The organism is Hymenobacter sp. BT559, from assembly GCF_016427535.1.
Taxonomy (GTDB): Bacteria; Bacteroidota; Bacteroidia; order Cytophagales; family Hymenobacteraceae; genus Hymenobacter.
The window spans coordinates 18241-42006 of sequence record NZ_JAELXV010000002.1; the positions used below are offsets into that span (position 1 = coordinate 18241).

The 23766-nt window shown below is 60.4% G+C and carries 15 protein-coding genes and 1 tRNA gene; 6 read left to right on the forward strand and 10 right to left on the reverse strand.

All coding sequences use genetic code 11. From position 1 onward, the window contains the following. Positions 1–15 precede the first annotated feature (15 nt). A complete protein-coding gene (locus JAO77_RS06775; protein ID WP_198989587.1) occupies positions 16–1353 on the forward strand; it encodes a leucine-rich repeat-containing protein kinase family protein in 1338 nt (445 codons plus the stop codon). A 279-nt stretch (positions 1354–1632) separates the two neighbouring features. After that, positions 1633–3378, forward strand: a complete 1746-nt coding sequence (locus tag JAO77_RS06780; protein ID WP_198989588.1) for a GEVED domain-containing protein — start codon at positions 1633–1635, stop codon at positions 3376–3378. A gap of 207 nt (positions 3379–3585) precedes the next feature. On the opposite strand, the gene JAO77_RS24360 is transcribed toward JAO77_RS06780, so the two are convergent. Further along, positions 3586–4803 (reverse strand): TlpA disulfide reductase family protein, encoded by a 1218-nt coding sequence (locus JAO77_RS24360; protein WP_198989589.1) that lies wholly within the window; start codon positions 4801–4803, stop codon positions 3586–3588. A 71-nt stretch (positions 4804–4874) separates the two neighbouring features. Between JAO77_RS24360 and JAO77_RS06790 the strand changes: the two genes are divergently transcribed. Beyond that, on the forward strand, positions 4875–5372 hold the full coding sequence (locus JAO77_RS06790) for a SixA phosphatase family protein (RefSeq protein WP_198989590.1): 498 nt from the start codon (positions 4875–4877) through the stop codon (positions 5370–5372). A gap of 146 nt (positions 5373–5518) precedes the next feature. Beyond that, positions 5519–7606 carry a polyphosphate kinase 1 gene (gene ppk1 / locus JAO77_RS06795; protein WP_198989591.1) on the forward strand — a complete coding sequence of 696 codons (2088 nt, stop codon included), beginning with the start codon at positions 5519–5521 and terminating at the stop codon, positions 7604–7606. A 99-nt stretch (positions 7607–7705) separates the two neighbouring features. On the opposite strand, the gene JAO77_RS06800 is transcribed toward ppk1, so the two are convergent. The 4 genes from JAO77_RS06800 to JAO77_RS24065 all read right to left on the reverse strand — a co-directional run bounded on the left by JAO77_RS06800 (position 7706) and on the right by JAO77_RS24065 (position 14167). Beyond that, complete coding sequence (locus JAO77_RS06800; protein WP_198989592.1) at positions 7706–8830, reverse strand: DUF6268 family outer membrane beta-barrel protein; 1125 nt, start codon at positions 8828–8830, stop codon at positions 7706–7708. Positions 8831–8977: 147 nt separating this feature from the next. Next, positions 8978–9346: an SPW repeat domain-containing protein gene (locus tag JAO77_RS06805; protein ID WP_198989593.1), complete on the reverse strand. Its 369-nt coding sequence runs from the start codon at positions 9344–9346 to the stop codon at positions 8978–8980. A gap of 171 nt (positions 9347–9517) precedes the next feature. Next, entirely contained in the window at positions 9518–9895 is a 378-nt protein-coding gene (locus tag JAO77_RS06810) for a hypothetical protein (protein WP_198989594.1), read from the reverse strand. Positions 9896–10075: 180 nt separating this feature from the next. Next, a complete protein-coding gene (locus JAO77_RS24065) occupies positions 10076–14167 on the reverse strand; it encodes a bifunctional metallophosphoesterase/BamA family protein (protein WP_235998280.1) in 4092 nt (1363 codons plus the stop codon). 217 nt (positions 14168–14384) lie between these two features. Between JAO77_RS24065 and JAO77_RS06820 the strand changes: the two genes are divergently transcribed. Next, on the forward strand, positions 14385–15698 hold the full coding sequence (locus tag JAO77_RS06820; protein WP_198989595.1) for a Pycsar system effector family protein: 1314 nt from the start codon (positions 14385–14387) through the stop codon (positions 15696–15698). A 50-nt stretch (positions 15699–15748) separates the two neighbouring features. Beyond that, a tRNA-Arg gene (locus tag JAO77_RS06825) sits at positions 15749–15820 on the forward strand. A gap of 96 nt (positions 15821–15916) precedes the next feature. Here the strand turns inward: JAO77_RS06825 and JAO77_RS06830 are convergent. The 5 genes from JAO77_RS06830 to JAO77_RS06850 form a co-directional block, all read right to left on the reverse strand. Continuing rightward, the gene (locus tag JAO77_RS06830; RefSeq protein ID WP_198989596.1) at positions 15917–18496 is read right to left on the reverse strand and encodes a DUF5686 and carboxypeptidase-like regulatory domain-containing protein; all 2580 of its coding nucleotides are present in this window, start codon (positions 18494–18496) and stop codon (positions 15917–15919) included. A gap of 265 nt (positions 18497–18761) precedes the next feature. Further along, positions 18762–20096 (reverse strand): family 1 glycosylhydrolase, encoded by a 1335-nt coding sequence (locus JAO77_RS06835; RefSeq protein ID WP_198989597.1) that lies wholly within the window; start codon positions 20094–20096, stop codon positions 18762–18764. Between the two features lie 105 nt (positions 20097–20201). Beyond that, positions 20202–21869, reverse strand: a complete 1668-nt coding sequence (locus JAO77_RS06840) for a GMC family oxidoreductase (RefSeq protein ID WP_198989598.1) — start codon at positions 21867–21869, stop codon at positions 20202–20204. Positions 21870–21966: 97 nt separating this feature from the next. Then, positions 21967–22542, reverse strand: coding sequence for a gluconate 2-dehydrogenase subunit 3 family protein (locus JAO77_RS06845; RefSeq protein WP_198989599.1), 576 nt, complete (start codon positions 22540–22542; stop codon positions 21967–21969). A gap of 98 nt (positions 22543–22640) precedes the next feature. Then, positions 22641–23546: an SDR family oxidoreductase gene (locus JAO77_RS06850; RefSeq protein ID WP_198989600.1), complete on the reverse strand. Its 906-nt coding sequence runs from the start codon at positions 23544–23546 to the stop codon at positions 22641–22643. Between the last annotated feature and the right edge of the window lie 220 nt (positions 23547–23766).

Below are 23766 nucleotides of genomic sequence, written 5' to 3' on the forward strand. Positions count from 1 at the left end.
GTTGACCTTTGCGCCATGCACACCCTCGACCAGCTGCGCGCCGGGCAGCTAGCGGGCGCCACGCGCCTCGACCTCTCGGCCGGCCTTACCGAGTTTCCGCGCGAAATATTCGACCTAGCCGACTCGCTCGAAATCCTCAACCTCTCTGGTAATGCCCTCTCGGCGCTGCCCGCCGACCTACCCTGCCTGCACAAGCTACGCGTGCTGTTTTGCTCCGACAATCAGTTTACGGCCGTGCCCGAGGTGCTGGGCCAGTGCCCACTGCTGAGCATGATAGGCTTCAAAGCCAATCAGATACATGCACTGCCCGCGGCCGCGCTGCCGCTCCAGCTGCGCTGGCTCATCCTCACCGACAACCAGCTTACCGAGCTGCCGTCCGAAATTGGCAACTGCCCGCAGTTAGAGAAGCTGATGCTAGCCGGCAACCGGCTCACCACGTTGCCCGCCGCGCTGGCCCGCTGCACCAACCTAGGGCTGCTGCGCATTGCGGCCAACCAGCTTACCGAGCTGCCGGCCTGGCTGCTCACCATGCCCCGGCTGAGCTGGCTGGCCTACGCGGGCAACCCCTTTGCGGCGGCCGCTGAAGCCGCCGCCGTGGCGCGCCATCCCATTGCTAGCATTCCGTGGGGGCAGCTGCGCGTCGAGCAGCAGCTGGGCGAGGGCGCGTCGGGCGTTATATACCGGGCGGGGTGGCACCGCGGCGCGGCCGTGCCCACCGAGGTGGCCGTCAAGCTATTCAAAGGTGCCGTCACTAGCGATGGCCTGCCGCAAAGTGAAATGGCCGCCTGCATCAGCGCCGGCGCGCACCCCAATCTGATTGCCGTAAAAGGTAAAATCGCCGAGCACCCGGCCGGGGCCGAAGGCTTAGTGCTTGAGCTTATTGACTCCGCTTTTTGCAACCTAGGGGGGCCGCCTAGCTTGGCATCTTGCACCCGCGACGTGTACGCGCCCGGCACTGTGTATAGCCTGCGCGCCGCACTGCGCATCGCCCTAGGTATCGCTGCCGCGGCCGCGCACCTGCACGCGCAGGGCATTATGCACGGCGACTTGTATGCTCACAATATCTTGTATACCGAAGCCGGCGAAGCGCTGCTGGGCGACTTTGGCGCCGCCTGCTTCTTCGACCCCGCCGACGTAGGCCAGGCCCAAGCCCTGCAGCAATTAGAAGCACGTGCCTTTGCGTGCCTGCTCGATGATTTGCTGACGCACTGCCCCGAAGCCGCCGCCCTGCCGGCCGTGCACCAAGCTTGGCAACAATTGCAGCACCGCTGCGCTCAGCCTGAGGTAGCGGCCCGGCCGCTATTTGCGGAGGTAGTGCAAGAGTTAACCCGCTGGGCAGAAAGGCTAGCGTGACCGCGCCAATGATAGTGTTGCGAATACTAAGAAAACCGACCTGCTAGGGTCGGGTTTTTTATGCGAGATAGGCAGCAATTAGTTGCCGATTTTAGGAGATTTTCTGAAGGGTTTTTGAAGAGTTGGTTCTTGTAAAAAGTAAAAAATGAGTTTAACGCAAGTGAACTGATAATAAGGGGGAAGGAGCTGAGCGAACGTAGAATCGGAGTCGTGGTAAAGTCAATTTTTTTCGATAGGTTTGGCTTATTGCCTCTCTCTTTTCCCAAACCTGTTTACCACATGAAAAAACTCGTTTACTCACTCTTATCGGGGCTTGCTATGATGGGCCTGGCTGGGCCTGCCGCCCAGGCGCAGCAGATGCCGGCGCAGCGGCAGTGCGCTACCATGGAAGTGCTGGCCGCCCAGCTAGCCGCTGACCCCAGCTACGGCGCCCGCCTGCAAGCTATCGACCAGCAGGCCAGCGTGTATGCCAAGCAGAAAGCGGCCAACCCCGCGCAGCGCACCTCGTCGAGCATCATTGTCACCATTCCGGTGGTGGTGCACGTGCTCTACAACACGGCCGCCCAGAACATCAGCGATGCTCAGGTGCAGTCGCAGCTCGATGTGCTCAACGCCGATTTTCACCGTCAAAACGCTGACTTGAGCAAGGTTCCAGCCGCCTTCACCAGCCTCATTGGCGACGCGGGCGTGCAATTTGTGCTGGCCAAGCGCGACCCCAGCGGCAATGCCACCACCGGCATCGTACGCAAGAGCACCACCGCCACCAGCTTTGACAGCAGCGACAAAATGAAATACAGCAGCAGCGGCGGCGACAATGCCTGGCCCGCTGCCTCGTACCTCAACCTATGGTGCTGCAACCTAGGCGGTGGCTTACTAGGTTACGCGCAGTTTCCGGGCGGCGCGGCGGCCACCGATGGCGTGGTTATCTTATACTCGGCCTTCGGCAGCGGCGGCTCGGCGGTGGCCCCCTACAATCTAGGGCGCACCGCCACCCACGAAGTAGGACACTGGCTAAACCTGCGCCACATTTGGGGTGATGCCCGCTGCGGCAACGACCAAGTGAGCGATACGCCCACCCAGCAAACCAGCAACTACGGCTGCCCCACTTTCCCGCACGTGACGTGCTCGAATGGCAGCAGCGGCGACATGTTCATGAACTACATGGACTACACCGACGACGGCTGCATGCAGATGTTTTCGAGCGGCCAGGGCGACCGCATGGACGCCCTCTTTGCCACCGGCGGCTCGCGCGCCTCGCTACTCAGCTCGCAGGGCGGGGCAGCACCGGGCACCACAACGCCTACGCCCACTCCCACACCTACTACGCCCACGTATTGCGCCAGCCAGGGCAACGCCGCCAGCCAGTACATCGACTACGTGAAGCTGGGCAACATTAGCCGCACCAGCGGCAACGATGGCGGCTACTACGACGGTACCGCCCTGAGCACCAGCGTAGCCACGGGCTCGAGCCAGACCATCAGCTTCTCGGCGGGCTTTGCCAACAAAGCCGCTACCGTGTACTTCGACGTGTATGCCGACTGGAACCAGAACGGCACCTTTACTGATGAGGGCGAAGCCCTGGTAGTGGCAGCCGGTAGCTCTAGCAAAACCACGCGCACTGCCACCTTCGCGGTGCCCGCTAGCGCTACCCCCGGCGCCACCCGCCTGCGCGTAGTAATGAGCACGAGTAGCGCCACCACCAGCTGCGGCACCTACAGCGCCGGCGAAACCGAGGACTACGCCCTTACCGTGACCGGTGGCGCCACCGCCCGCCTAGGTGCCCCCGCCGACCGCTACACCATCTATCCCAACCCGGCCACCGACGTACTGACGATAGAGCGCCCCGCCTCGGCCGATGCCAGCCTGCCGCTGCGCGTGCACGTGTATGACCTGCGCGGCGCCGAAGTAGCCGACCTACCGCTGACCAACGACCAGCTGCGCGTGAGCACCCTGCACCAGGGCGTGTACCTGCTCACCGTGAGCGACGGCACCACCACCTCGCACCAGCGCTTTGTAAAGCAGTAAGCCACTCGCCCGCATAGGCATTAAAAAAGGCCTGCCGCTTGCGGTAGGCCTTTTTATTTGTCGTATATTTCTGTTTTTCAATGTCTTGAAAACGTTTGTCCTTGCGAGCAACGCGAAGCAATCGCACCTGAACAGCGGCGCTCAACAAGTGCGATTGCTTCGCGTTGCTCGCAAGGACAAACGTTTTTGAAGCGCTGAATAAGCTACCTAGGGCGCTGTTGTCGGCAGCTTGGCAGCCAAGGTCTTGCCTAGGTCTTCGCCCCGCACGTTTTTGGCGACGATGCGGCCATCGGGGCCCACCAAGAAGTTTTGGGGTACACTCTGGATGCCGTAGAGCACGGCTACCTCATTCTTCCAAAATTTGAGGTCCGAAACGTGGGTCCAGGTCAGGTGGTCGTTCTCGATGGCTTTCAGCCACGCGTCGCGGCCATTTTCGCGGTCGAGCGACACGCCCAGCACCGTGAAGTTGCGGGTTTTATACTGGTTGTAGTTGGCTACCACGTTGGGATTTTCGGCGCGGCAAGGGCCGCACCAACTGGCCCAAAAGTCTACCAACACATACTTGCCCCGGAAGTCGGAAAGCTTCACCGGCTTGCCATTTACATCATTTTGGGTGAATTCGGGGGCCAGTGAACCTACCGCCGTGAGCTTGGCCGCGGCCAGTCTGGCTGCAAAATCCTGGCCCGGCGCGCTGCTGCGCAAGGCTGGCGCTAGGGCCATAAACAGCGGTTCGGCCGTGGTGGGGTCAATGGCAGGGCCCGCGTAGCGATTGAGCGCTGTTAGGCTTACCATGCTCTGCGGCGTGGCGTTGATGAAGCGCGCCAGCACCAGCTTCTGAGCGTCCTGAATAGTTTCGTACTGCTTTTCGATAGATTCATTGAAGGCCTTATCCTGGCGCTGCTCGGGGGTGGCCTTCTGGTAGCCATCCATGAGCTTGGCTACTTGGTCATCAGTAGGTTTCAGGGCGGCCGTTAGCCGGGCATTGTCGGCGTTGAGCGCGGTGCCTAGGGCGGTGGCGTGGGGCAGCGAGTCGCGACTGCTCACCTTTACTGTACCCGGCTCTAGGTACACGAGCAGCGGCTGGGGCATACGCTGGCCCCGCTTGGGGTGCCGGAAGGTCTGTAGCTGCTTGGGCGCGAAAGCATATAGCCCGGCCAGGGTGCCCGCCGGTGCCTTACCCCGAAACGTGAACTTGCCCCCCTTAATCTGCGCCGAGTCGGGCTTGCCGTTGGGTGTGTCGTAGAATAGGTAAGCCATGCCCGTGGCTGGGCTGCCAAGCTGGCCTTGCACCGTGTAGGGCGCCAACTGCTGCGGGCTGGCCGCCATAGCATAGGGCGCTGGCGGGGGTGGCGGTGCCTGGCCCCAAGCCAGGGCGGGGCCGAGCAGGGCTAGCGCGGCGCCGGTCGAACGTAAGTAGGTTTTCATGCTAACAATGTACAGCCTAGGTGCTTAATTTTTGGCGGGCTGGTTTACTCGCCGTTGCCTAGCTTCGTGCCATGAAAACCCTGTACCTGATGCGCCACGCCAAGTCGAGCTGGAGCTTTGACGAGCTAAGTGACCGCGAGCGCCCCCTCAACGACCGGGGCCGCGACGATGCCCCCCGCATCGGCCAGGCCCTGGCCAAGCGTCAGATTAAGCCTGCTCTCTTCGTGAGCTCGCCAGCCGTGCGCGCCCTTAGCACGGCCGTGCTCGTGGCCCGCGAGGTCGACTACCCGCACGATAAAATTCAGGTAGAGCCGTGTCTGTATGAGGCTGACCTCGACACGGTAGTGGCCGTTATCCGGGAGCTGCCCGACGACGCTAATTCGGCGCTGCTCACTGGCCATAACCCCACCTTCACCGACGTGGCTAATTACCTTTCGCCCTCGCCCCTGAGCGGCGAAATGCCCACGGCCGGCCTCATGTGCCTGCGCTTTATGGTCGACCACTGGGCCGAAATAGGGCCCGCCAATGCCGAATTTTACTTCTACGAATATCCAAAAAACGTAAGCTAGGGTGGCCCCTAGGTGTGAATTTTAAGTTAGGAGTGGGGGCGGGCCGCCAGGTTGTCTGTTGCTAGGCCCAAAAATTGCGTACAAGGCATGCCGGCGTAGTGAGGAGCTAATTCGGCCTGGTGCATTCTATTCTCTCCTAACTTCTGATGCCTTTGAAAACCCTGCCCCGCGACCTGAGCTGGCTGCGTTTCAACGCCCGCGTGCTGCAAGAAGCCCAGTGTGCTGAGGTGCCGCTGCTTGAGCGCCTCAAGTTTCTGGCAATCTTCTCCAGCAACCTAGACGAGTTTTTTAAGGTGCGGGTAGCCACCCTGCGGCGCCTCGTCAAGCTCAAAAAGAAAACGCGCACCCAGCTACAAGCCAAACCCAAGCGCGTGCTGGCAGAGGTGCTCGAGGAAGTGCACCGCCAGCAGCAGGAGTTTGGGCGCACCTTCCGCGAGCAGGTGCTGCCGGCCCTGGGCGAGGCGGGCATCCAGATGCTGAGCGCGGAGGACCTGACCGAGGAGCAGCAAGTCTGGGTGCAGCAGTACTTCGAAAAAAACGTGCGCGACCTGCTTTCGCCGGTGGTGCTCGACGAAACGCTGCACCAGCTTTTTTTGAAGGACCAGGCCGTGTACCTCACCTTCTACCTCACCAAGCCGCAGGCTAAAGCCAAGAAAGGCAATGCCGAGCGCGTGGTGCTGATGGAGCTGCCTACTAAGCGCCACGGCAGCCGCTTTGTGCCGCTGCCCGGCGGCGCCGGCACCCCGGAGGCACCGCACCAAGTGCTGTTTCTGGACGACGTGGTGCGGGTGGCGGCACCCAGCTTGTTTCCGGCTTACAAATCGGTGCAAGTCAATGCCATTAAGCTCAGCCGCGACGCCGAAATTGACATTGCCGAAGAGGTGTCGGGCGACCTGCTGGCCAAGATTCGCAGTAGCCTCGCCAAGCGCGCTACCGGCTACCCCGCCCGCCTGCTCTACGACCCCGAAACGCCCAAGGAGGTGCTGCGCGCCATCAAGCAAAAGACCGGCATCGAGGACGAAGAGTTGGTAGAGGGCAGCCGCTACCACAACTTCCGCGACTTCTTTGGCTTCCCCAACTTCGGGCGTACCGACCTGCTGAACCCCGAGTGGCCCGAGCTGCCGCACCCCACGCTGCCCCGCACCGGCCCGCTGCTGCCCGTCATTGCGAAGCGCGACCACCTGCTGCACGTGCCCTACCAGTCGTTCGACGCCGTGCCGCGTCTGCTGCGCGAGGCCGCTGCTGACCCCAGCGTGAGCAGCATCGCCATCACGCTCTACCGGGTGGCACCCAAGAGCGCAGTAGCCAAGGCCCTGCTCAAAGCCGTAAAAAACGGCAAGCAGGTAACGGCCGTGGTGGAGCTGAAGGCGCGCTTTGATGAGGAAAGCAATATGCACTGGGCCGAGAAATTGCAGCGCGCTGGGGCACACGTCATTTTCACACCGCCCGAGCTTAAGTGCCATGCCAAGCTGCTGCTCATCAATCGCCTCGAGGGTACCGACGGCACGCTGCACCGCTACGCTTACCTCAGCTCCGGCAACTTTAACGAGGCCACGGCTGGCCTCTACGCCGACCACGCCTTGTTCACGGCCAATGCCGAAATCGTGGCCGAAGTAGACCAAGTATTCCGCTACTTCCAAACCGGCGAAGAACCTACCAATCTGAAGCATCTGTTGGTGGCGCCCTTCACGCTGCGCAAGCAACTGCTCAAGCTCATCGCCGCCGAAGCCGCTAACGCCCGCAAGGGCAAGCCTGCTTACATCTTGTTGAAAGTAAATTCGCTGGAAGACCCCGGTATGATAGCTGCGCTCTATGAGGCCAGCCAGGCCGGCGTGCGCATCGAGCTGCTCATCCGGGGCATTGGCGGCCTGGTGCCCGGCGAGCCGGGCCTGAGCGAAAATATCATGCAGCGCGGCCTCATCGACCGCTACCTCGAGCACGCCCGCATCTACGTGTTTGCCAATGGCGGCACCGAGAAGGTCTACCTCTCGTCGGCCGATTGGATGACCCGCAACCTCGACCGCCGTGTGGAAGTAGCCTTCCCGGTACCTGATGAGGCGCTACGCGCCGAAATCCGCCACCTGCTCGACCTAGAGCGCGCCGACAACGTGAAAGCCCGTGACTTCGACAACAACCTGCTGCTATCGGCTGAAGGGGCGCCGCCCGTGCGCACTCAAGAAGCGCAGTACCAGTACCTGAAAAAGCTAGCAGGCAGGCGAAGGGCGAAGAAGTAAACAGAGGTTGTCATTCTATCAAACTACCCCACCTCGCCTGTCATGCTGAGCTTGCGAAGCATGACAGGCGAGGTGGGGTAGTTTGTTATTCAAGATGCATTACCGCCGCACGCCGGCTTTCCCCAGTAGCTTGCGGGGCGGCACGGCAAATAGCTCTAGGCTGATGTATGGCGCGCCGCCGAGCTTGGTGCGGATGATGCGCTCGCGGTCGGTATTGGTGCGGTCGAAGGCATCGAAGGCATGGTTGTAACGGTAGCCGCCCTCGGCCCCCAGCCACAGGAAGGACAATAGCTCGCGCTCCCAGCGCAGGCGGAATTTTACTTCGGTTTCGCGGAGCTCTAGGCTGCGCAACGGCTGTTTGCCCGGACCTAGGGGCAACTCCTGGCGCAGGGCTACAATGTAGTTGAAGCCATCGACGGAATAGCCAGCGTAGAACAGCGAGCGCTCGGAAGCATTGTAGCGCACCGACACGCGGGCCGGAAACAGCGCCTCAATGCCCCAGCGGTCGTTGAAGGTGCGGTTGTAAATGATGGCCGGGTACAAGCTCAGGCGCCCAAACGTGTAGCCGTACTGAAAGCCCACGCCCCACGAAAAGCGCGGGCTGCGCTTCCAGCCGTAAAAGGCTTCGAGTGAGCCCCGGAAGTAGTTGGTGTTGCCAATGTCGGTGCTCGAGGTGTAGTCGCCCGATAGCTCGCCCTTGACCCGCGCGAGGTACCAGTGCACCGCATCGACGGGCCGGATAACGGCCAGCTGCACGCCGGTGCTCTTCAGGCCCTTGTTCTCGATGTTGTCGAACAGGCCGTAGTTGGTGGGCTGCTCTCGAAATTTAAACTCTTCCCGGTCGTAGTTCAGGCCCACGATGACCTTGAGGTGGGGCCGGTTCCAGGCCGGGATATAGCCCTTAAAAATGAGCTTGCCATTGCGCCGGGCGTCGGTGTTGTAGTCATTCACGCCCGCCACCTGGCTCGACGCGGCCACGCTAAACGGCGTAGTGCGCTCGTAGTGCAGGATGATGCCCTTGCTGGGGCCCATGCCCAGCACCGAGGGATTGGCAAACTGCTGTTTGTCGGTGAGGTCGCCCGAGCCGCGGGCCGAGTCGATGGCCGTAGGGGCGGGCGCCGGAAAAATGCGCGGCACGTCTTGGGCGTGGGCCGCGGCGGCCAGGGCCAGCAGGCCGGGCAGCAGGTAGTTCTTTGTGCAGAGAGAGGTAGTGTGTAGCGACATAAGCAGGCCGAAGCCCCGCCAAACGCGGGAATCGGCCTGCTTACGTGAATACTGAATGAATGGCTGCGCTAAGCTGGTGCGCGGGCGTTGCAGTCCGCTCGGTGACTACATCCTGGGGGCGGACTACAACACCTGCGCAACGGGGCCCTAGGTGGTCTGGGGCATCTCTTCGGGCTTGGAGAGCAACCCGGCCAGCAGGCCAAACAGGCCGGCCGCAATGAAAGTGTTGCGCGCTTTGCGGTCTTTGGCAAAGCCAAACAGCCAGGGCGCACTCAGGCCCGCCAGGCCGCCTACCACATCAAGCACCAGGTGCGCTTTGTAGGGCAGTACCTTCACTACGCCCCACTCGGCGCGGGTAACCAGCGAGGAAGCCAGGATGGTGCTGCTGAGCACGTAGCACAGCGTAGTTGCCGTTCTATTTTCGCTGAAGCCGACCATGTAGGGCGCGCTTGCCACGAGCGGAATGTAAGCGTAGTCGGTGAAGCCGTGCTGCACACGGGTGATGGGCTGGTTCATAGCAAGGGTAAAAAGGGGGTTAGGAAAAGGATTTCGGTAGGGATATACCTAGAGCTGTAACGGTCGCCCGCCCGAAAGGGTATAGCCGAGCCTACTTCCTAAGCTCTACAAAAAAGCCCCTCAGTGCATACTGAGGGGCTTTGTAGACCTATAGCAAACTAGCACGGGTGGCTAGGCAGGGTTGTTGGCATCGTCGATTTTGCCACCGTCATTGGCGGCGCTGGGGGCCGCGTTGCCGGTACCGTAGTCGGTCTTTTCGTCGGTGGTGTTTTTCGTTTGGTTCTTGTGCTCTTGGTCCGAGCCGCCGCCAGTGTTCTTCGAATCGGCGTTGGGCTCGTCGCCGCGGTGGCTGCTGCCTTTCGCATCGCGGGCGGGCTGGGCACCGCTACCACCGTGGGTACCCTCGCTAGTGCCGGTGGTGCCATCGGTGGTGAGGGGGGCACTGCCTTGCTGCTGGGCGCCTACGCCATTAGCGTTTTCGGGGCGGGAGGCGTTGGTGCCGTCGTTAGCAACGTCGGCTTGGGTGCGGCTATGTTCGTTCTGGCTCATAAAGAGGTGGGGAGAAAGTGAGTAAAAGACTATACGCGCCCTAGGGTGGGTAGTTGGGCTTAGCGGCTTGCTAAGAGGAAACGCTCATTTGCTATGCGCAAGCCAGTACGCGCTCTTGGTAAAAAAGAAGCCCCGACTGCTGCGGCAGCCGGGGCTTCTAGTTCTTAACCAGTTAGCGGTTTAAAACAAGAAGTCGAAACCTAGGAAAATCAGCTTTTCTTCGCCTACCGAGTAGGTAACGTTAATCACGGCCTGGTCGAGGACATTGACGAACGCACCGCCGCCAAAACCAGTGTGGAAGGCCGAGATACCGGTGCGCGTGTCATTGGTCGAATACACGCGGCCTGCATCGGCGAGGCCCATGATGCCGAAGGTGCCGGGGAAGAGGTAGGCGTTGAACTTGAACAAGTGCAGGCGCGCTTCAAAGTTGCCGTACAGCGCATCGCGGCCCGCGAAGCGGGTGCGGCGGTAGCCGCGCAGGTTGGTGGTGCCGCCCAGCGTATTAGCTTGGTAAAAGCGGTAGTCGCCGATGTTGTGCATCCAGCCGATGCGGCCGGCGTAGGTGAGGCGGAAGGGGAAGTTGGGCGTGAGGTAGGCCTTGAGCTCAGTAGCAAAGCGGCCGTAGGTGAGGCCAGTGCCGTTAAGCTGGAAGTTATACTGAAACTCGTTGTGCCACTGAATGCCGATACGCGGGTCCTTAGGTGTTGACTGGGCGCCGAAGTCCACGTACATCAGGGCGCCTAGGTAGGTATTAGCCTGGAAATCGGAGGCCCGGACGCCGAAGCGGCGGTTCTCGAAATTGGCCCCAATGCTGTCGCGGATAATCGAGCCCACTTGGTCTTTCTCAACCCGGAAGCGCTCGAACTGCGGCCCAATGCCGATTTTGCCGAACGAGAATAGCTTGCGCTCGAGCGTGGGCGCCACGTAGAAGCGGTCGAAGCGCACGCGGTAGGCGCTGTTGATAGAGCGGTTGGAGGCCTGTGCGTCGTCGTTGTCCTCGCTGCTGTAGTTCTGGGTGTTGTTGCCAATGCCGAAGAAGTTGTAGAGCAGCTGCGGGCCGTAGTACTGGGCGGCCACGCGCAGGTTAGCCTTGCCCCCAAACACGCTGATGAACTCACCTAGGTAGCGTAGATTGTACGCCTCGCGGGCCGGCGCAAAGTTGGCCGTGAGCGACTGCTGCGAGCTGTATGGGTCGCGGCGGAAGGCGTAGCGCCGGTGCGTCACGCCGCCCCCGATGAGCAGGCCATCGTCGATGTTATACCCAAAAAATAGCGCTGGCCCGGTGTAGTTGAGGCGGTAGTCCTTGAGGTCGAAGCGGTGTGGGTGGTCGTAGCGGCTCACATCCACGCCCGGCTCGAGGCGCAGGCGGGCCTCGCCGCGCCGGTTCTGAATCACGTTGCCGGTGTCGGCGTCATAAATCTGGGTGCGGTGGCGCATGCCGGCCACCCGCGAGTCGTCGATGATGGTATCGTGGCCTGTGCCGCCGATGATGCGAATTTTGTGACCTAGGCGCTGGTCGCCGGTGAGGTCATACACGTCGCGCCCGCTGATGCCATAGAGGCGAATTTCGTCGGTTACTTTATCAAACGTGCGGTCGTAGAGCACCTTGGTCAGCTCGCCCTTTTTGCTGATTTTCTGCATTACCACGCGGGTCTTGTGGTCGGGCAGGCGCGTTACCGTAAACTTCTCATTCTTCTGCGAGCCGCGCACCTCCACGATGTCACTCATCAGGTTGGAGTACTTGCGGGCCACATCGGGCAGCAGGTCGCGGCGGCTCTTGAGCTTGGCCACAATCTCGGCGCCGTGCAGGCTGTAAATCTCCTTGGGCCAGCGCTCGGCGAAGGCTTTCTCAATGACGGCATCAGTGAGCTGGGCCTTCATAATCTCGGCCTGCTTCACCCACTCCTCGCGGCTCACGCCGCTCAGATACAAGCGGTCGTTGGAGAGGCCGGTTTGGTTGAGGCCTTTGTAGTCGCCGTAGTCGTAGCCGAAATTCTGGAAGTTGCGCACCGCAAACTTCTTCGAAATCAGCGAGGGCAGCACGCCATCGCCCTTGAAGAAGGCAATGTCGCGGTCTTCGGGCACGGCCGTAAAAATCTTGTCGCCGTCCTTGGTTTTGCGCTGGGCCCAGCGCCACTGGTCTTCGTGGCGGTCCCAGTCGCCTATCCACATATCGAAGAGGCGCGAGCGGGCGAAGGCCGGCTGGTCTACTTTGTTGTCGTTGTCTTGCAGCAGCTCTTCGAGCATCTTCTCGGTGCTCACCAGCTTCTTGGCATACCCTAGGGAGGCGTCGTTGTCCTGGCTGCCCTTGGCATCTTCTTCGAGGGCGGCGGGCGTGTTGGCGAAGCGCTGCTGGTACTGCCCTAGGGCCGGGTCGTTGGGAACGTAGACGTAGTTGGGGTTAGTGTGCAAGATGCCGGCGGCTGTGGCCAGCGGGGGCAGCACAAAAGAGGCGTAGGGGTGCTGTGCCGATATCTGGTCTTGCAGCACGGCCAGCGCCAGCCCGGTGCGGAAGCCCTCGGGCAGCACGGCGGTGGGGTCTTTGTCGATGCCGCGCACCGTGAAGTAGTAGCCGTCTTCGTTGCGCACCTTCAGCGAGGCCGTTTGCTTGCCGCCGCCCATCTTATAAGGAATCAGCCCGCCTTGAGCGGTCTTGATGTCGAGCACCGGAAACTTCACCGGCGTGGCCCATTCGGCGCGGTAGTGGTCGCCGAGCAGCCAGTTGTGAAAACGCCCGTGCTCGGCGTAGGTGGGGTTCACGGCCACCGTCACGGTGCTGTCTTTGTAGTCGGGGCGCTTGACATCGGCTGCCACTACGGGGGCGCCGTCGGGCCGGCCGCTGGCCTTAGCCGCGGCGGCTTCTAGGTCGTCTTTGCTCTGGTTGCCCTTGTGGGTGCGGCCGGTGCCGGCCGGGGCGCTGGTGCCCTGCACTTTGCCAGCGTCGGGCTTTAGCGTATTCACAGGGCCGCCGGGGCCATTGGTGCTGGCCGTGGCGCCGCCGCGCCCTAGGTCAGCGTACACCTGCTGGCGGTACACGATGCGCGCAGTCTTGCCCTGGTCGGCATCGTTGGGCACCACAAACTCGACCCATACTTGACCATCCTCGTAGTAATTGAGGCGGGCAAAGCCTTTTTCTTTGTCCGAAAACAGCGCATCGCCCTGCACGCCGGGCTTCACGTGCTGGGTTTTGCAGCCCGAGCCACTCGTGATGAAGTGACCCGTACCTACGTCGATGTACTGTAGGTTATGCTCGTGCCCGTTGGCGTAAATAACGTTGGGGTACTTGGCAAAAATGTCGAGCAGGTTCTTCTTATATGCCTGGTAGGCTGGGTGCGGGATATCCTGCGAAATGCCGCCGTACTTGCGCGCCAGCGGGTATATCGACCCGATGATGGGCAGCGGCAGAAAAGCGTATTTCTGCACGATGCTAAGCGGAAACACGTGGTCGGCAAACGTGAAGTAGCCCCCATGAATGCCATCCGAAAACAGCGGGTGGTGCGTCACAATGAGGATGTGCTTGTCCTTGTTGCGCTTGATAACCTCCTCCAGCTGTGCGTATACTTCCTCGGCGTTGTTGGCGCCGCAGAGGTCGCCGTAGGGCCGAAACTCCTGGGGCGTGATAAACCACTGTGAGTTGATGGCAATCATCACCAAGTCATCGCGCAGCGGTATTTCGTAGGGGCCGGGGCAGCCATCGCGGGGCACCAAAAAGTCGCCGGTGTAGGCAAAAGCCGTCGAGTCCTGGGCCAAGTAATGCTCGGCGTAGGCCTGCTCGCGGTTGACCTGGGCTAGGCCGTTCTGGGTGCCCTGTATCCAGTCGTGGTTGCCGGGCACCATATATTTCTCACCCTTGTAGCCCCGCAGGATATCAAGCTGCGTGTTCAGGCGCCCCTCGGCAATCTTGCGGTCGTAGGCGCCCTCGGGCGGCATGCCCTGGTTGTAGATGTTGTCGCCTAGGTACACCACCGAACTGTTGGCGCCCATATGCATCATCTGCTGGCGCATGAAGTTGAGTGAAGGCTCACCTCCCTTTTCGGCCGGAATGGGGCTGCCTACGTCGCCAATCAAAAACACCGAGTACCGGATGCGGCTCGAATCGGGCGGCACGTTTTTCTGCCATCCCACGGCCTTGTCGCGGTAGTTGGGCTTGGGGTTGACGGGGTTAAAATCCGACTCGCCAGCCTCGCCTAGCTCCTCGAGCTGGGCATGGGCGGCAAAGGGAAGAGCGGCTAGTAAACTGAGAAATAGCGTTAAGCGAAAAAGTAGCGGCATATGTAAAGCAGAAAAGAGGCGGAGCACCGGCCAGAAACAAGCTAAGTACCGGTTGAGTTGACCGGTATATACGTGAAATCTTGCCCGTGTAGGTGGCTCCCTACGCAAAGGGCAGGTATACGGTTGAGCTATCTTAACCCCTAGGCCGCCCTTCGCGTTGAAAGCCCCACGGGTAGGCCACGTTACAGGCCCGCCCTGTGTTGTTTCTTGCATATCTATGGCTACTACTACCCTCCCCGCCACCGACGCTGAGGTACCGGCCGGCGCGCCTGCGCTGCCCGCCGCCGCGGCCCCGCAGCCCCCCAAGCCGCCCAAGTCGGAGCCCTCGGCGCTGGTGCAGCAGGCCCGGGCCGCCGTGGAGCCGCTGCTCAAAAACGACCTCGACCCGCGCCTCACCTACCATAGCCTGGCCCATACTGCCTACGTGGTGAAGCAGGCCCATGCCCTGGCCGACGCCGCCAAGCTGCCCCCAGCCGACACGGAGCTGCTGCTCGTGGCCGCCTGGTTTCACGATACGGGCTACCTCGACACCTACGACGGCCACGAGTACAAGAGCATGGCCCGCGCCGAGGCCTGGCTGCGCGAAAAGCAAGTAGACCCCGCGCGCATTGAAGTAATCAAAAACCTCATTCGGGCTACCCACCGCAACGAGGAAGCTACTACCGAGCTCGAAAAGATAATGGTAGACGCTGACATGAGCAACCTGGCGGCCGAGGACTTCCGCTCGCGGGCCGAGCTCATTCGCACCGAGTGGGAGCTGTGCCTGGGCAAGTCGTACACCAACCCCGAGTGGGCCGAGCTGCAGCTCGACTTCATGCTGGGCCACAAGTACCAGTCGGAAGCCGGCAAGGACCGCTACAAGAAAGCGCTGAAGACCAACATCGAAGACCAGCGCGACTACCTCAAGAAAACCGAAAAAAAGGCCAAAAAAAAGGAGAAGAAGGCCACTGACACCTTCGCCGAGCCCAAGCGGGGTATCGAAACGATGTTCCGCACCATGTACTCCAACCACATGAAGCTAAGCGATATGGCCGATAAAAAGGCCAGTATGATGATACAGCTCAACGCGGTTATCCTGTCGGTTATTATCACCTACTTCGGGGCCAAGTCGTCGTCGCTGGCCACTACGGGCGGCACCAGCTTCATTCGCAATCCTATTCTGGCCGTGCCTATGGGTATTCTGCTGTGCACGGCGCTGGGCTCGGTTATTTCGGCTATTCTTTCAGCGCAGCCCGACGTTACGAGCTTTAAGTGGCTCAAGCGCAACCCTGAAATTGCGACCAATCGGCGCGTCAACCTGTTGTTTTTCGGGCAGTTTACCAAGCTCAGCCTGCAGCGCTTTCAGGAGGGTATGCGCGAGCTCATGCGTCAGAAAGACACTCTCTATAACAACATGGTGACCGACGTGTACTACCTAGGCGAGGTGCTCGACCGCAAGTACAGACTGCTGCGCGTGAGCTACTCTATCTTCATGGTAGGTCTGATTCTCACCGCTTTGTCGTTTGCCATTGTGTTGGCGTATAAGATGTAAATAACCTGCCAACTAGACCTAGGGCTTGCTAGCTCTTACCTTTGCGTACCGGCTGCGTAGTTCAAGGGATAGAATAGGCGTTTCCTAAACGCTTGATAGCAGTTCGAATCTGCTCGTGGCTACGTAATTACGTTAGTAAAGCAGGCGCTTTGCTGGCAAATAAAAAAGCTCTGGTACGTAGTACCAGAGCTTTTTTATTTGCTAAGTCTTGCCGAGTATCACAGGCGGAACTGCGCCCCTACTTTTATGCCAAAGTTGTTGGCATTGTGCAGGTTGCGATAAGTGAGGCGGTGAATAAAATCCACCCGAATAAACTTGAAAATATTCTCGACCCCGTAGCCCGCCTCTACATAGGGGGTGTCGGAGCGCAGCGAATACAGTCGCACCAGCGGGTGGCCCTGCTTGTCGAAGGGAGGCAGCAGGTTTTGATTGGCGGCAGTGAGGCCGCCGTAGAGCGCATTGGCAGTAGCTACCAGGCGCCAGTTGAAACGGCGGATGCCGGGAATGGAATTCAGAATAATCCCTTCAAAATGGTGGTCGAGGCGCAGCGATACCGAGCGGTCCGTCACGAACTCGAAGTAGTTCATCAGGTTAAAGGCATTGATGTTAAAGAACGGCGTTTCGTTACCTAGGGGCGTTTTTAGAATGATGTAGGGTACCGTGTTGGGAATATAGCTGCCCTCGGTGCGGTAATTGAGCCGGCCAAAGTGGCCCAGCGATACACTGTGCGTAATCAGCAGGTTGTACTTCTGGTAGAAAGGGTGGTTGCTGTCGTCGAACAGGTTACGAGCCCCTAGGGTGTAGCGGAACGTGAAGACAGGCAGCCGCTTGAGGCCGATGGCCCGGCGGCGGTTTTCGGCCTGCACCAGGTTTTCGTCGGGAGCGTAGCGCGATTCTAGCACCAACTCCGAGAGGTTGAGGTCGCGGCTCAGCGACGCGTTAGCGCCACGCTCGGGCGAGTCGTAATACGAAAAGGGGTGCAGCGGCTTGATGCCTTGGTAGCGAGCGGTTATGGTCTGGGTAAAGCCATGAAACAAGTCACGCTGCACGCTGCCCGAGGCCAGGTTGCGCAAGATGGCGCGCCCCTCCGTGAAGCGGCCCCAGCGTGTGGCGGCCACAAACAGGTTGTTGTCAGGCAAAAAGTCGTTGTCGAGCAGCGCCACTTGCTCTACATCGTGGCGGTACTCGCCGGTGAATACGGTCCAATGCCGGCGCTCCGCAATGTAGGTTTCCTTGAAGCCGTACTTGAGGCGGCCATCTTTGGTGCCATACGCCAGGTACACCTGCGCCACGCTGTTGCGGCTGAACATGGGCGTGGTGCGGAAGCCCACCCGGAAGCGGCTGCCCTCGAAGTTGTTGTGCGAGTAGGTGTTAATAATGGGCCCCAGCTCAATCAGGCTCTTGTCGGTGCCCACCCGCTTATAGCCGTTAATGAAGAGGTCGACCCAGTCGAGGGTGCTGCGCACTGAGGGCAGCTCGCGGGCCGAGTCAAGCACGGCAAATACTTGCCGCTCGCTCAGGCTCAGGGTATCGGGGCGGTTTTTATCGAAGTAGCCCTCGGTGGCACCGGCCGGCAGCATGCCGCTCACCAAGTTGCTGGTGCCTGGGTCGGGGCCCGGCTCCAGAATGGTCGACACGATGGGCACATCGTAGAAGCCCGATTCCTCGTGCGGCTGGTTGCGCACAAAATTTGAGTTCACGGTAGTGAAGCGCACGCGCAGGGCAGCTTGCTTTTCGTAGGGACGCACGCCCAGCACCAGGCGCGTGCGGGCCGCCAGGCCCGGCCCCTGGTCGGGCGGGGTCAGGTCCTGAAAAATGCGCAGGTCGCTGACGAAGTTGAGATTAGAATGCTCGCTGGCCACTAGGTCTACCCGGCGCAGGGCATACTTCTCGGCTGTAATCCAGATGGTGCCTTTAAACGCGAGGTCGTGGTCGCGCTTGGGCGCCACGGCTATCTTGTAGCACCAGTCCTTGTCCACGAACACCGAGTCTTGCAGGTCGTAGTCGTAGGTGAGGCGGCCGCCATCGGCAATAGGCGAGATAAAATCCTTACCTAGGATGTTTTGCCAGTTCGGGTAGAAGTCAAAATTCTGAAAGTTAGAGCCTAGCATCTGGCTCAGCACCGAGCCTTCGCGAGGGCCAGCCCCGCGCATCTGCTTGTGCAAGATGTCCTCGCGGCGGCGCAGGGGGCTGAATTTTTGGTACACCTTAGAACCCACTTCCGAGGCAAATAGCGGCAGTGGCGCATCGGGGTCAGCAGCGGCGGCGGCGCCCCGGCGCACGGCCAGCGACCGGATATCCTTGACCACCTTGCGGTTGGCTAGGGCCTTCGGAATGTCGGCCATGCTCACCTCGATGCGGTTGTACGAGTCAAACTCGGCGGCCGAGAGGGCGCTGCGCTCGTTTTCCTTGCGGTGCCGCTGTACCTCGCGCAAGATGCGGAAAGCGGGGTTCTCGCCGGGGCGCACCACTACTTCTCCTAGGGCCACGCCGCCGCCTTTGCGCAGGCGAAACAGGAGGGTTTGCTGGGGTAAGTTGCTTAGCCGTTTGCGCTGCGGCAAAAAGCCGAGCGCCGACGCCGCAAGCGAGTCGGGCGAGCCCGTGAGCGAAATCTTGAATTTACCTTCTAGGTCGGCCGTGATGCCTGCTGTTGTCTTGGGTACAAAAATGGAGGCAAACGGTATCGGCTCGCCCGACTGCGCTTCCACTACCTGGCCCGTCACCAGTATGCGTTGGGCCGCCGCCGGCAGCACCCCAAGCAGCAGGGCAACCAGCAACAGCGGAACGGTTAATTTCATAGAAATATGTAATAGCAGCAGGGTAAAGTCAAAGGGTAACGCCTGCAAGTTACGCAATCGCTAGTCGGCTGCAAGTAGTTCCGGCGGCTCTTATTTAAGTACGGCCTTAAAGTATGTGAACTAGCTATTTTACACGCCGGTAGGTAGCTTATTAAAAGCGTAATGGTGTTCCTAGGGTAGTAACTCTCGCAAAAAACAGGCGCCCCCGCCAAAGAGCAGCTACTCTTTAGCGGGGGCGCCTAGGTTATGGTTACACTACAAGCGGCTATACTTCAACCTTGAGGGTAGCAGGGCGCTCGGTTACTTCAAAGAGCTCGCCGTGGGGCACAATGGTTATCTGGCCGTACTCTTCAAGCAACTGCTTGTAGGCCTCGGCCACGGGCCGGGGCTTGCGGTCGAGGTCAAAAAGGCCGCAGGCATTCACGGTGCCATTTTTCTGCGCTAGGCCCTTGTCCCAGTCTATCTGGTCAATGAGCGAGTACCACGTGAAGCCTAGCACGGGCACACCTTCCTTACGCAGGCGCAGGATGTTGACCCACTGCTTCCAGAGCCATACAGGAGCCTCCTTAGCGTCGAAGACGTTGGTTTCGGTGTGCATTACCGGCTTCTTGTAGCGCTGGTAATAGTCGTGGGTAATGGTAGCCCAGCCCAGCACGTCGATGCTGGTGCAGATTTCGCCGTTGGGCAGCATTATCTTCTCGTTGCGGCCGTAGTAGTCGTTGCCCATAATCTGGTAGCCTGGCGGCTCACCTGCCATAAACCAGTCGTACTCTTGGCGGGTCATGCCATTGTCGTACAGGTAATTCACTACTTCGCCCTCGGGGTGGTGGGCATACAGCAAGTCGAGCGAGGTAAAGCGAAGCAGGTTTTCGAGTTGCACGGCGGGCGTGCGCTCGGCGTGCAGCTCATGGATAAACTCGGCTGACTCGCTCTGCACAATCACGCAGTCGGGGCGGTGCTTGGCAATCTGCTGCGTGCCCATAATGCTGGCCGCCGTGCAGTGCTTGAGGGCAGTAACAAAGCCTTTGTCTGATTTCAGCTGCTCGTTCCAGACGCCATCCTTAGCACTAGACCGGGCCGTGACGTAAATCTCATTCACGGGGGTGTAGTAGCGCACCCAGGGGTAACGCTTGGCCACCTGCTCGCAGTAGTCGGCAAACTGCACCGGCAGGTCGGGGTTCTGGAAATTTTCCAGCCAGTCGGGCACCCCAAAGTGCATGAGGTCTAGCACGGGCGTGATGCCCAGACGCTGCATCTCGGCCATGGCCAGGTCAGCAAATTCCCAGTCGTATTTGCCGGGCGCCGTCTGGATGTTGTAGTAGGGCAGGCCGTAGCGCAGCACCTTCAGGCCCATCTCCTTCACCAGCCCTAGGTCTTCCTTATAGCGGTTGTAGTGGTCGCACTCGGCCAGCATATCGCGCCGGGTTTTGCCGTGGTCGATGGTGGGGTAGCTACACTCGATGCCGGTGGCAAACATGAAGTTATTGGGCAGCCCGGTGGGCAAGCCTTTGCCGTTGTGCCCGCGTGCGCCCCCAAATTGGTCGCCTTCGTAGTTACCGTCGCCGAATTTTTTCTTTATCTCCGTGAGAAAGGATTTCATAGTACAGCCAGTAGCTAATAGCTGCTAGCTGTTAGCCCATTTAGGTTAGTAGTAAAAACTTATGCTTGTGAGGAGGCTAACAGCTAGCAGCTAACAGCCCGCCGCTTATTTGAGGCGCTCCAAAAACTTGTCGGCCGTGCGCAGGCTCAGCGCCATGATGGTGAGGGCCGGGTTCACGCTGAGGGCGCTGGGGAACGTGGAGTTGTCGGAGATGTAGAGATTGGGCACGTCGAATACCCGGCCGTCGCGGTCTACCACGGCGTCGTCGCCGCTGCGGCCCATGCGGGCCGTACCAATGACGTGGGCGTAGCGGTCAAACGACCAGATGTCGGTGGCGCCGGCCGCCGCCCAGATATCGCGCATTATTTTCTCGGCGTGGGCCGTCATGCGTACTTCGTTCTCCTGGGCCGTGAAGTGCAGGCGGGGCTTGGGCAACTGGCGGGTGTCGAGCTCGTCGCTCAGCTCTAGGTAGTTGTCGGTGTGCGGCAGGCAGTCGCCCAAAATGTTGATGCCCGCTATGTGATTAAACTGGCGCATGTAGTCGCGTAGGGCTTGGCCCCAGAGCTTGCGCCCGCGCGCCACTTGGCTCGCAAACGTAACCGGCATTACACCAATGCTTTGCAGCAGGTAGCCGCCCACAAAGTCAGCATCCTTGGGCCGGTGCGTGTCTTGCGAGATGAGGCCGCCCGGAATGCCCTTGGTCGGCCGCACTTCGTCGGAGAAGGTGCCCCATACTTGGATACCGGTGTGGGCCATCAGGTTGCGGCCCACCTGGCCGCTGGTCAGCCCTAGGTTGTTGAGCAGCAGCAAGCGGGGCGTTTCTACCGCACCACCGCACAAGAAGAGATGGCGGCAGGCTTGGCGGTGTTGCTGGCCATTTTGAGTGTATATCACGGCCGTAACTAGGCCCTGGCTATTGCGCTCAATCTCGGTCACGAAGCTATTGGGTCGAATATCAGCCCCGTACTTCACCGCCAGCGGAATGTAAGTGACATCCATGCTGGCTTTGGCCCCGTTGGAGCAGCCCGCCTGGCAAAAGCCCCGGTTGGTGCAGGCCTGCCGCCAGCCCACGCCCTCCTGAAAGTACGGCCCCGACAAGGCCGCATTGGCGGCCGGCGCGGTGCGAATGCCCATCTTCTCGGCGCCGCGCACCATGAGCTGGGCAGCGCTATTAAGGGGCAAAGGCGGCAGGGCGTAGCCCTTGGGCCGCGCCGGGCCCCATGGAAAGGGAGTAGGGCCCGAAATACCCAGAAACTGCTCTAACTCTTCGAAATAAGGGGCTAGGTCGGCGTATTCGAGCGGCCAGTCCTCGCCTTGGCCAAAGTCGCGCTTTAGCGAGAGGTCGTCGGGCAGCGGGCGGGGCGTGTAGGCGGTGTAGTGCAGCGTCGAGCCGCCCACGCCGGTGCCCGAGTTGTTGCGGCCCATCGCCAGCGGGTTGTGGCCCGCCGCTAGCCGCTCATCGTTCCAGAACAGGAAGTCCTGCGCCTTTTCGTCGGTGGCGAAGTCTTTTTCGGGGTTGTGCCAGGGGCCAGCCTCTAGGGCTACCACCTTCAACCCAGCCTGCGCCAAGCGGGCCAGCAGCGGCGCACCACCCGCCCCTAGGCCGATAACGACGCAGTCTACTTCCTCCTGCTTGGTGGGGGTGGGCTGCGGGCTTTCTTGCGGCACGTCGGCGGTCTGGTTTTCGGCTAGTATTTCGCGCAGCAGCGGGTCCTGCACCTGGGGCTCGAGAGGAGTGAGCACGCCCTCTTCGGCAATTTCTTCGTCGGGCATAAGAGTAGATAGGGTGCGGGGGTAGCCCCGCCCGATAAGGGTAGATGGCGTCTTGAAGCGAAAGGGTAGTGGGCTGGGTAGCGCCAAAGCGGGCGGCCTACTGCTCGCGGGGCTCTTTTTCGTTGAGGCCGATTTTAGTCCAGGCCGGCAGGTCGGCGTAGCCCACGTAGCCAATCTCATCCTGGGCCCATGGGTGCGAGTAGTAGTTCTCGGTAAGCTCGGCCAGCATTTCCTCAAAAAAGCGGTCGGCGCGCAGCGTCTGCCATACCTCGCCGGGCGGGTTGCCGCTGGCCAGGGCCTCGATAACGGCGTCTTGCTGAGTGGGGGCCAGCTGCTCAAAATTGGCCTGAAACAGGGCTTGGGCAATTTGCTCGATGCCTCCCAGCCCTAGGCGGTAGGTTTCGCGGTCGGGCGGCAGGGCGTCGTAGCGCCAGCCATCCGACTTGCCCTGGGCCAGGCGCTCATCCACAGCCGAGGCCAACGGGATGGGTACCGGCCGCTCGGGCTGCGGAAATAGCCGGGCCGCCACGGCCACTAGTAGCTGATAGGCCGCCGGGGCCAGCAGCTGAGGTTGGTAGGTAGTGGCAGATTCGGTGGCGGCTAGGCGCTCGGTGAGGGCAGCGCGGGTAGCTGCCGATACGTGCTCGGTCGGCAGCAGGTCCAGAGAGGTCATAGCGACGGTTAAAAAATAAGCGAGCCGCAGGCTGTTTAGCGTCTTGAAACACAGCCTGCGGCCCACTGCCGCTAAAAACGTACAAACTCCACCGTAGGTTACTCGTCGCTGCTGAGCTTGCCGCCCGTGACGTGCACCAGCGCGCCGGTCATAAAGGAGCCATCTTGCGAGGCCAGCAGCACGTAGGCCGGGGCTAGCTCCTCAGGCTGGCCGGGGCGCTTGAGGGCTACCTCGTGGCCAAACTTTTCGATTTCGTCCATCGGCATCGTGCCCACGATGTTGGGCGTCCAGACCGGGCCCGGCACTACGGCATTTACCCGAATGTTTTTCTCGCCTAGGTACAGCGCCAGCGACTTGGTGAGGGCATGAATGCTGGCCTTGGTGCAGGCGTAGTCAATCAGAATTGGAATGCCTACAATGCCCACGATGCTGCCGGTGTTGATGATGCAGTCGCCGCTTTGCAAGTGCGGAATCACGGCCTGTGCCATCCACATATACCCAAGGATATTGGTATCGAAAGTGCGCCGAATTTGGGCTTCGGGAATGTCCTCAAACTTTTCTTGCGATGCCTGGAAGGCCGCATTATTGACCAGAATATTCAAGCCGCCCAGTTCTTGGCGCACCAGGCGCACCGCCTGAAACGCCTGCTCACGGTCGCGCACATCGAGCTGCAGCACCTGGCATTTGCGGTCCTCTTGCTCTACCAAGCGTTTGGTTTCGGCGGCATCTTCTTGGTTTTCATTGAAGAGGATAGCCACGTCGGCGCCTTCTTTGGCAAAGGCTACAGCCACGGCCCGGCCGATACCTGAGTCGGCACCCGTAATGAGGGCCACCTTGCCTTCGAGCTTACCAGCGGCGCGGTAAGCCGCCAGGTCCGACTGCGGCTGCAGTTTCATATCGGCCTGCTTGGCCGGGTAGGGCAGCTTTTGGGCGTGCTGCTTCATTTCATCGGCCATGGGCCGCTTGGGTGGGGTAGGAGCAGAGGAAGATTTCTTGGTAGCCATAAAACAGGGGCAAAGGGGTATGGCTCTGCTTACGCAAAAACGCCACCTAGGGCTGGTAGCAGTTCCTCACTACTATAGTAAGCGCCGGGCAAATAAGCTGCACTATTATTTGCATTGATTTTAAAAGTTATAAAAATTATAATGCGTTTATAATGTGAATTATGTGTACGCAGAAATGCGATTTTGCCCTGCCGAGCTTGCCCCTAAGAGGTCTGCTAGA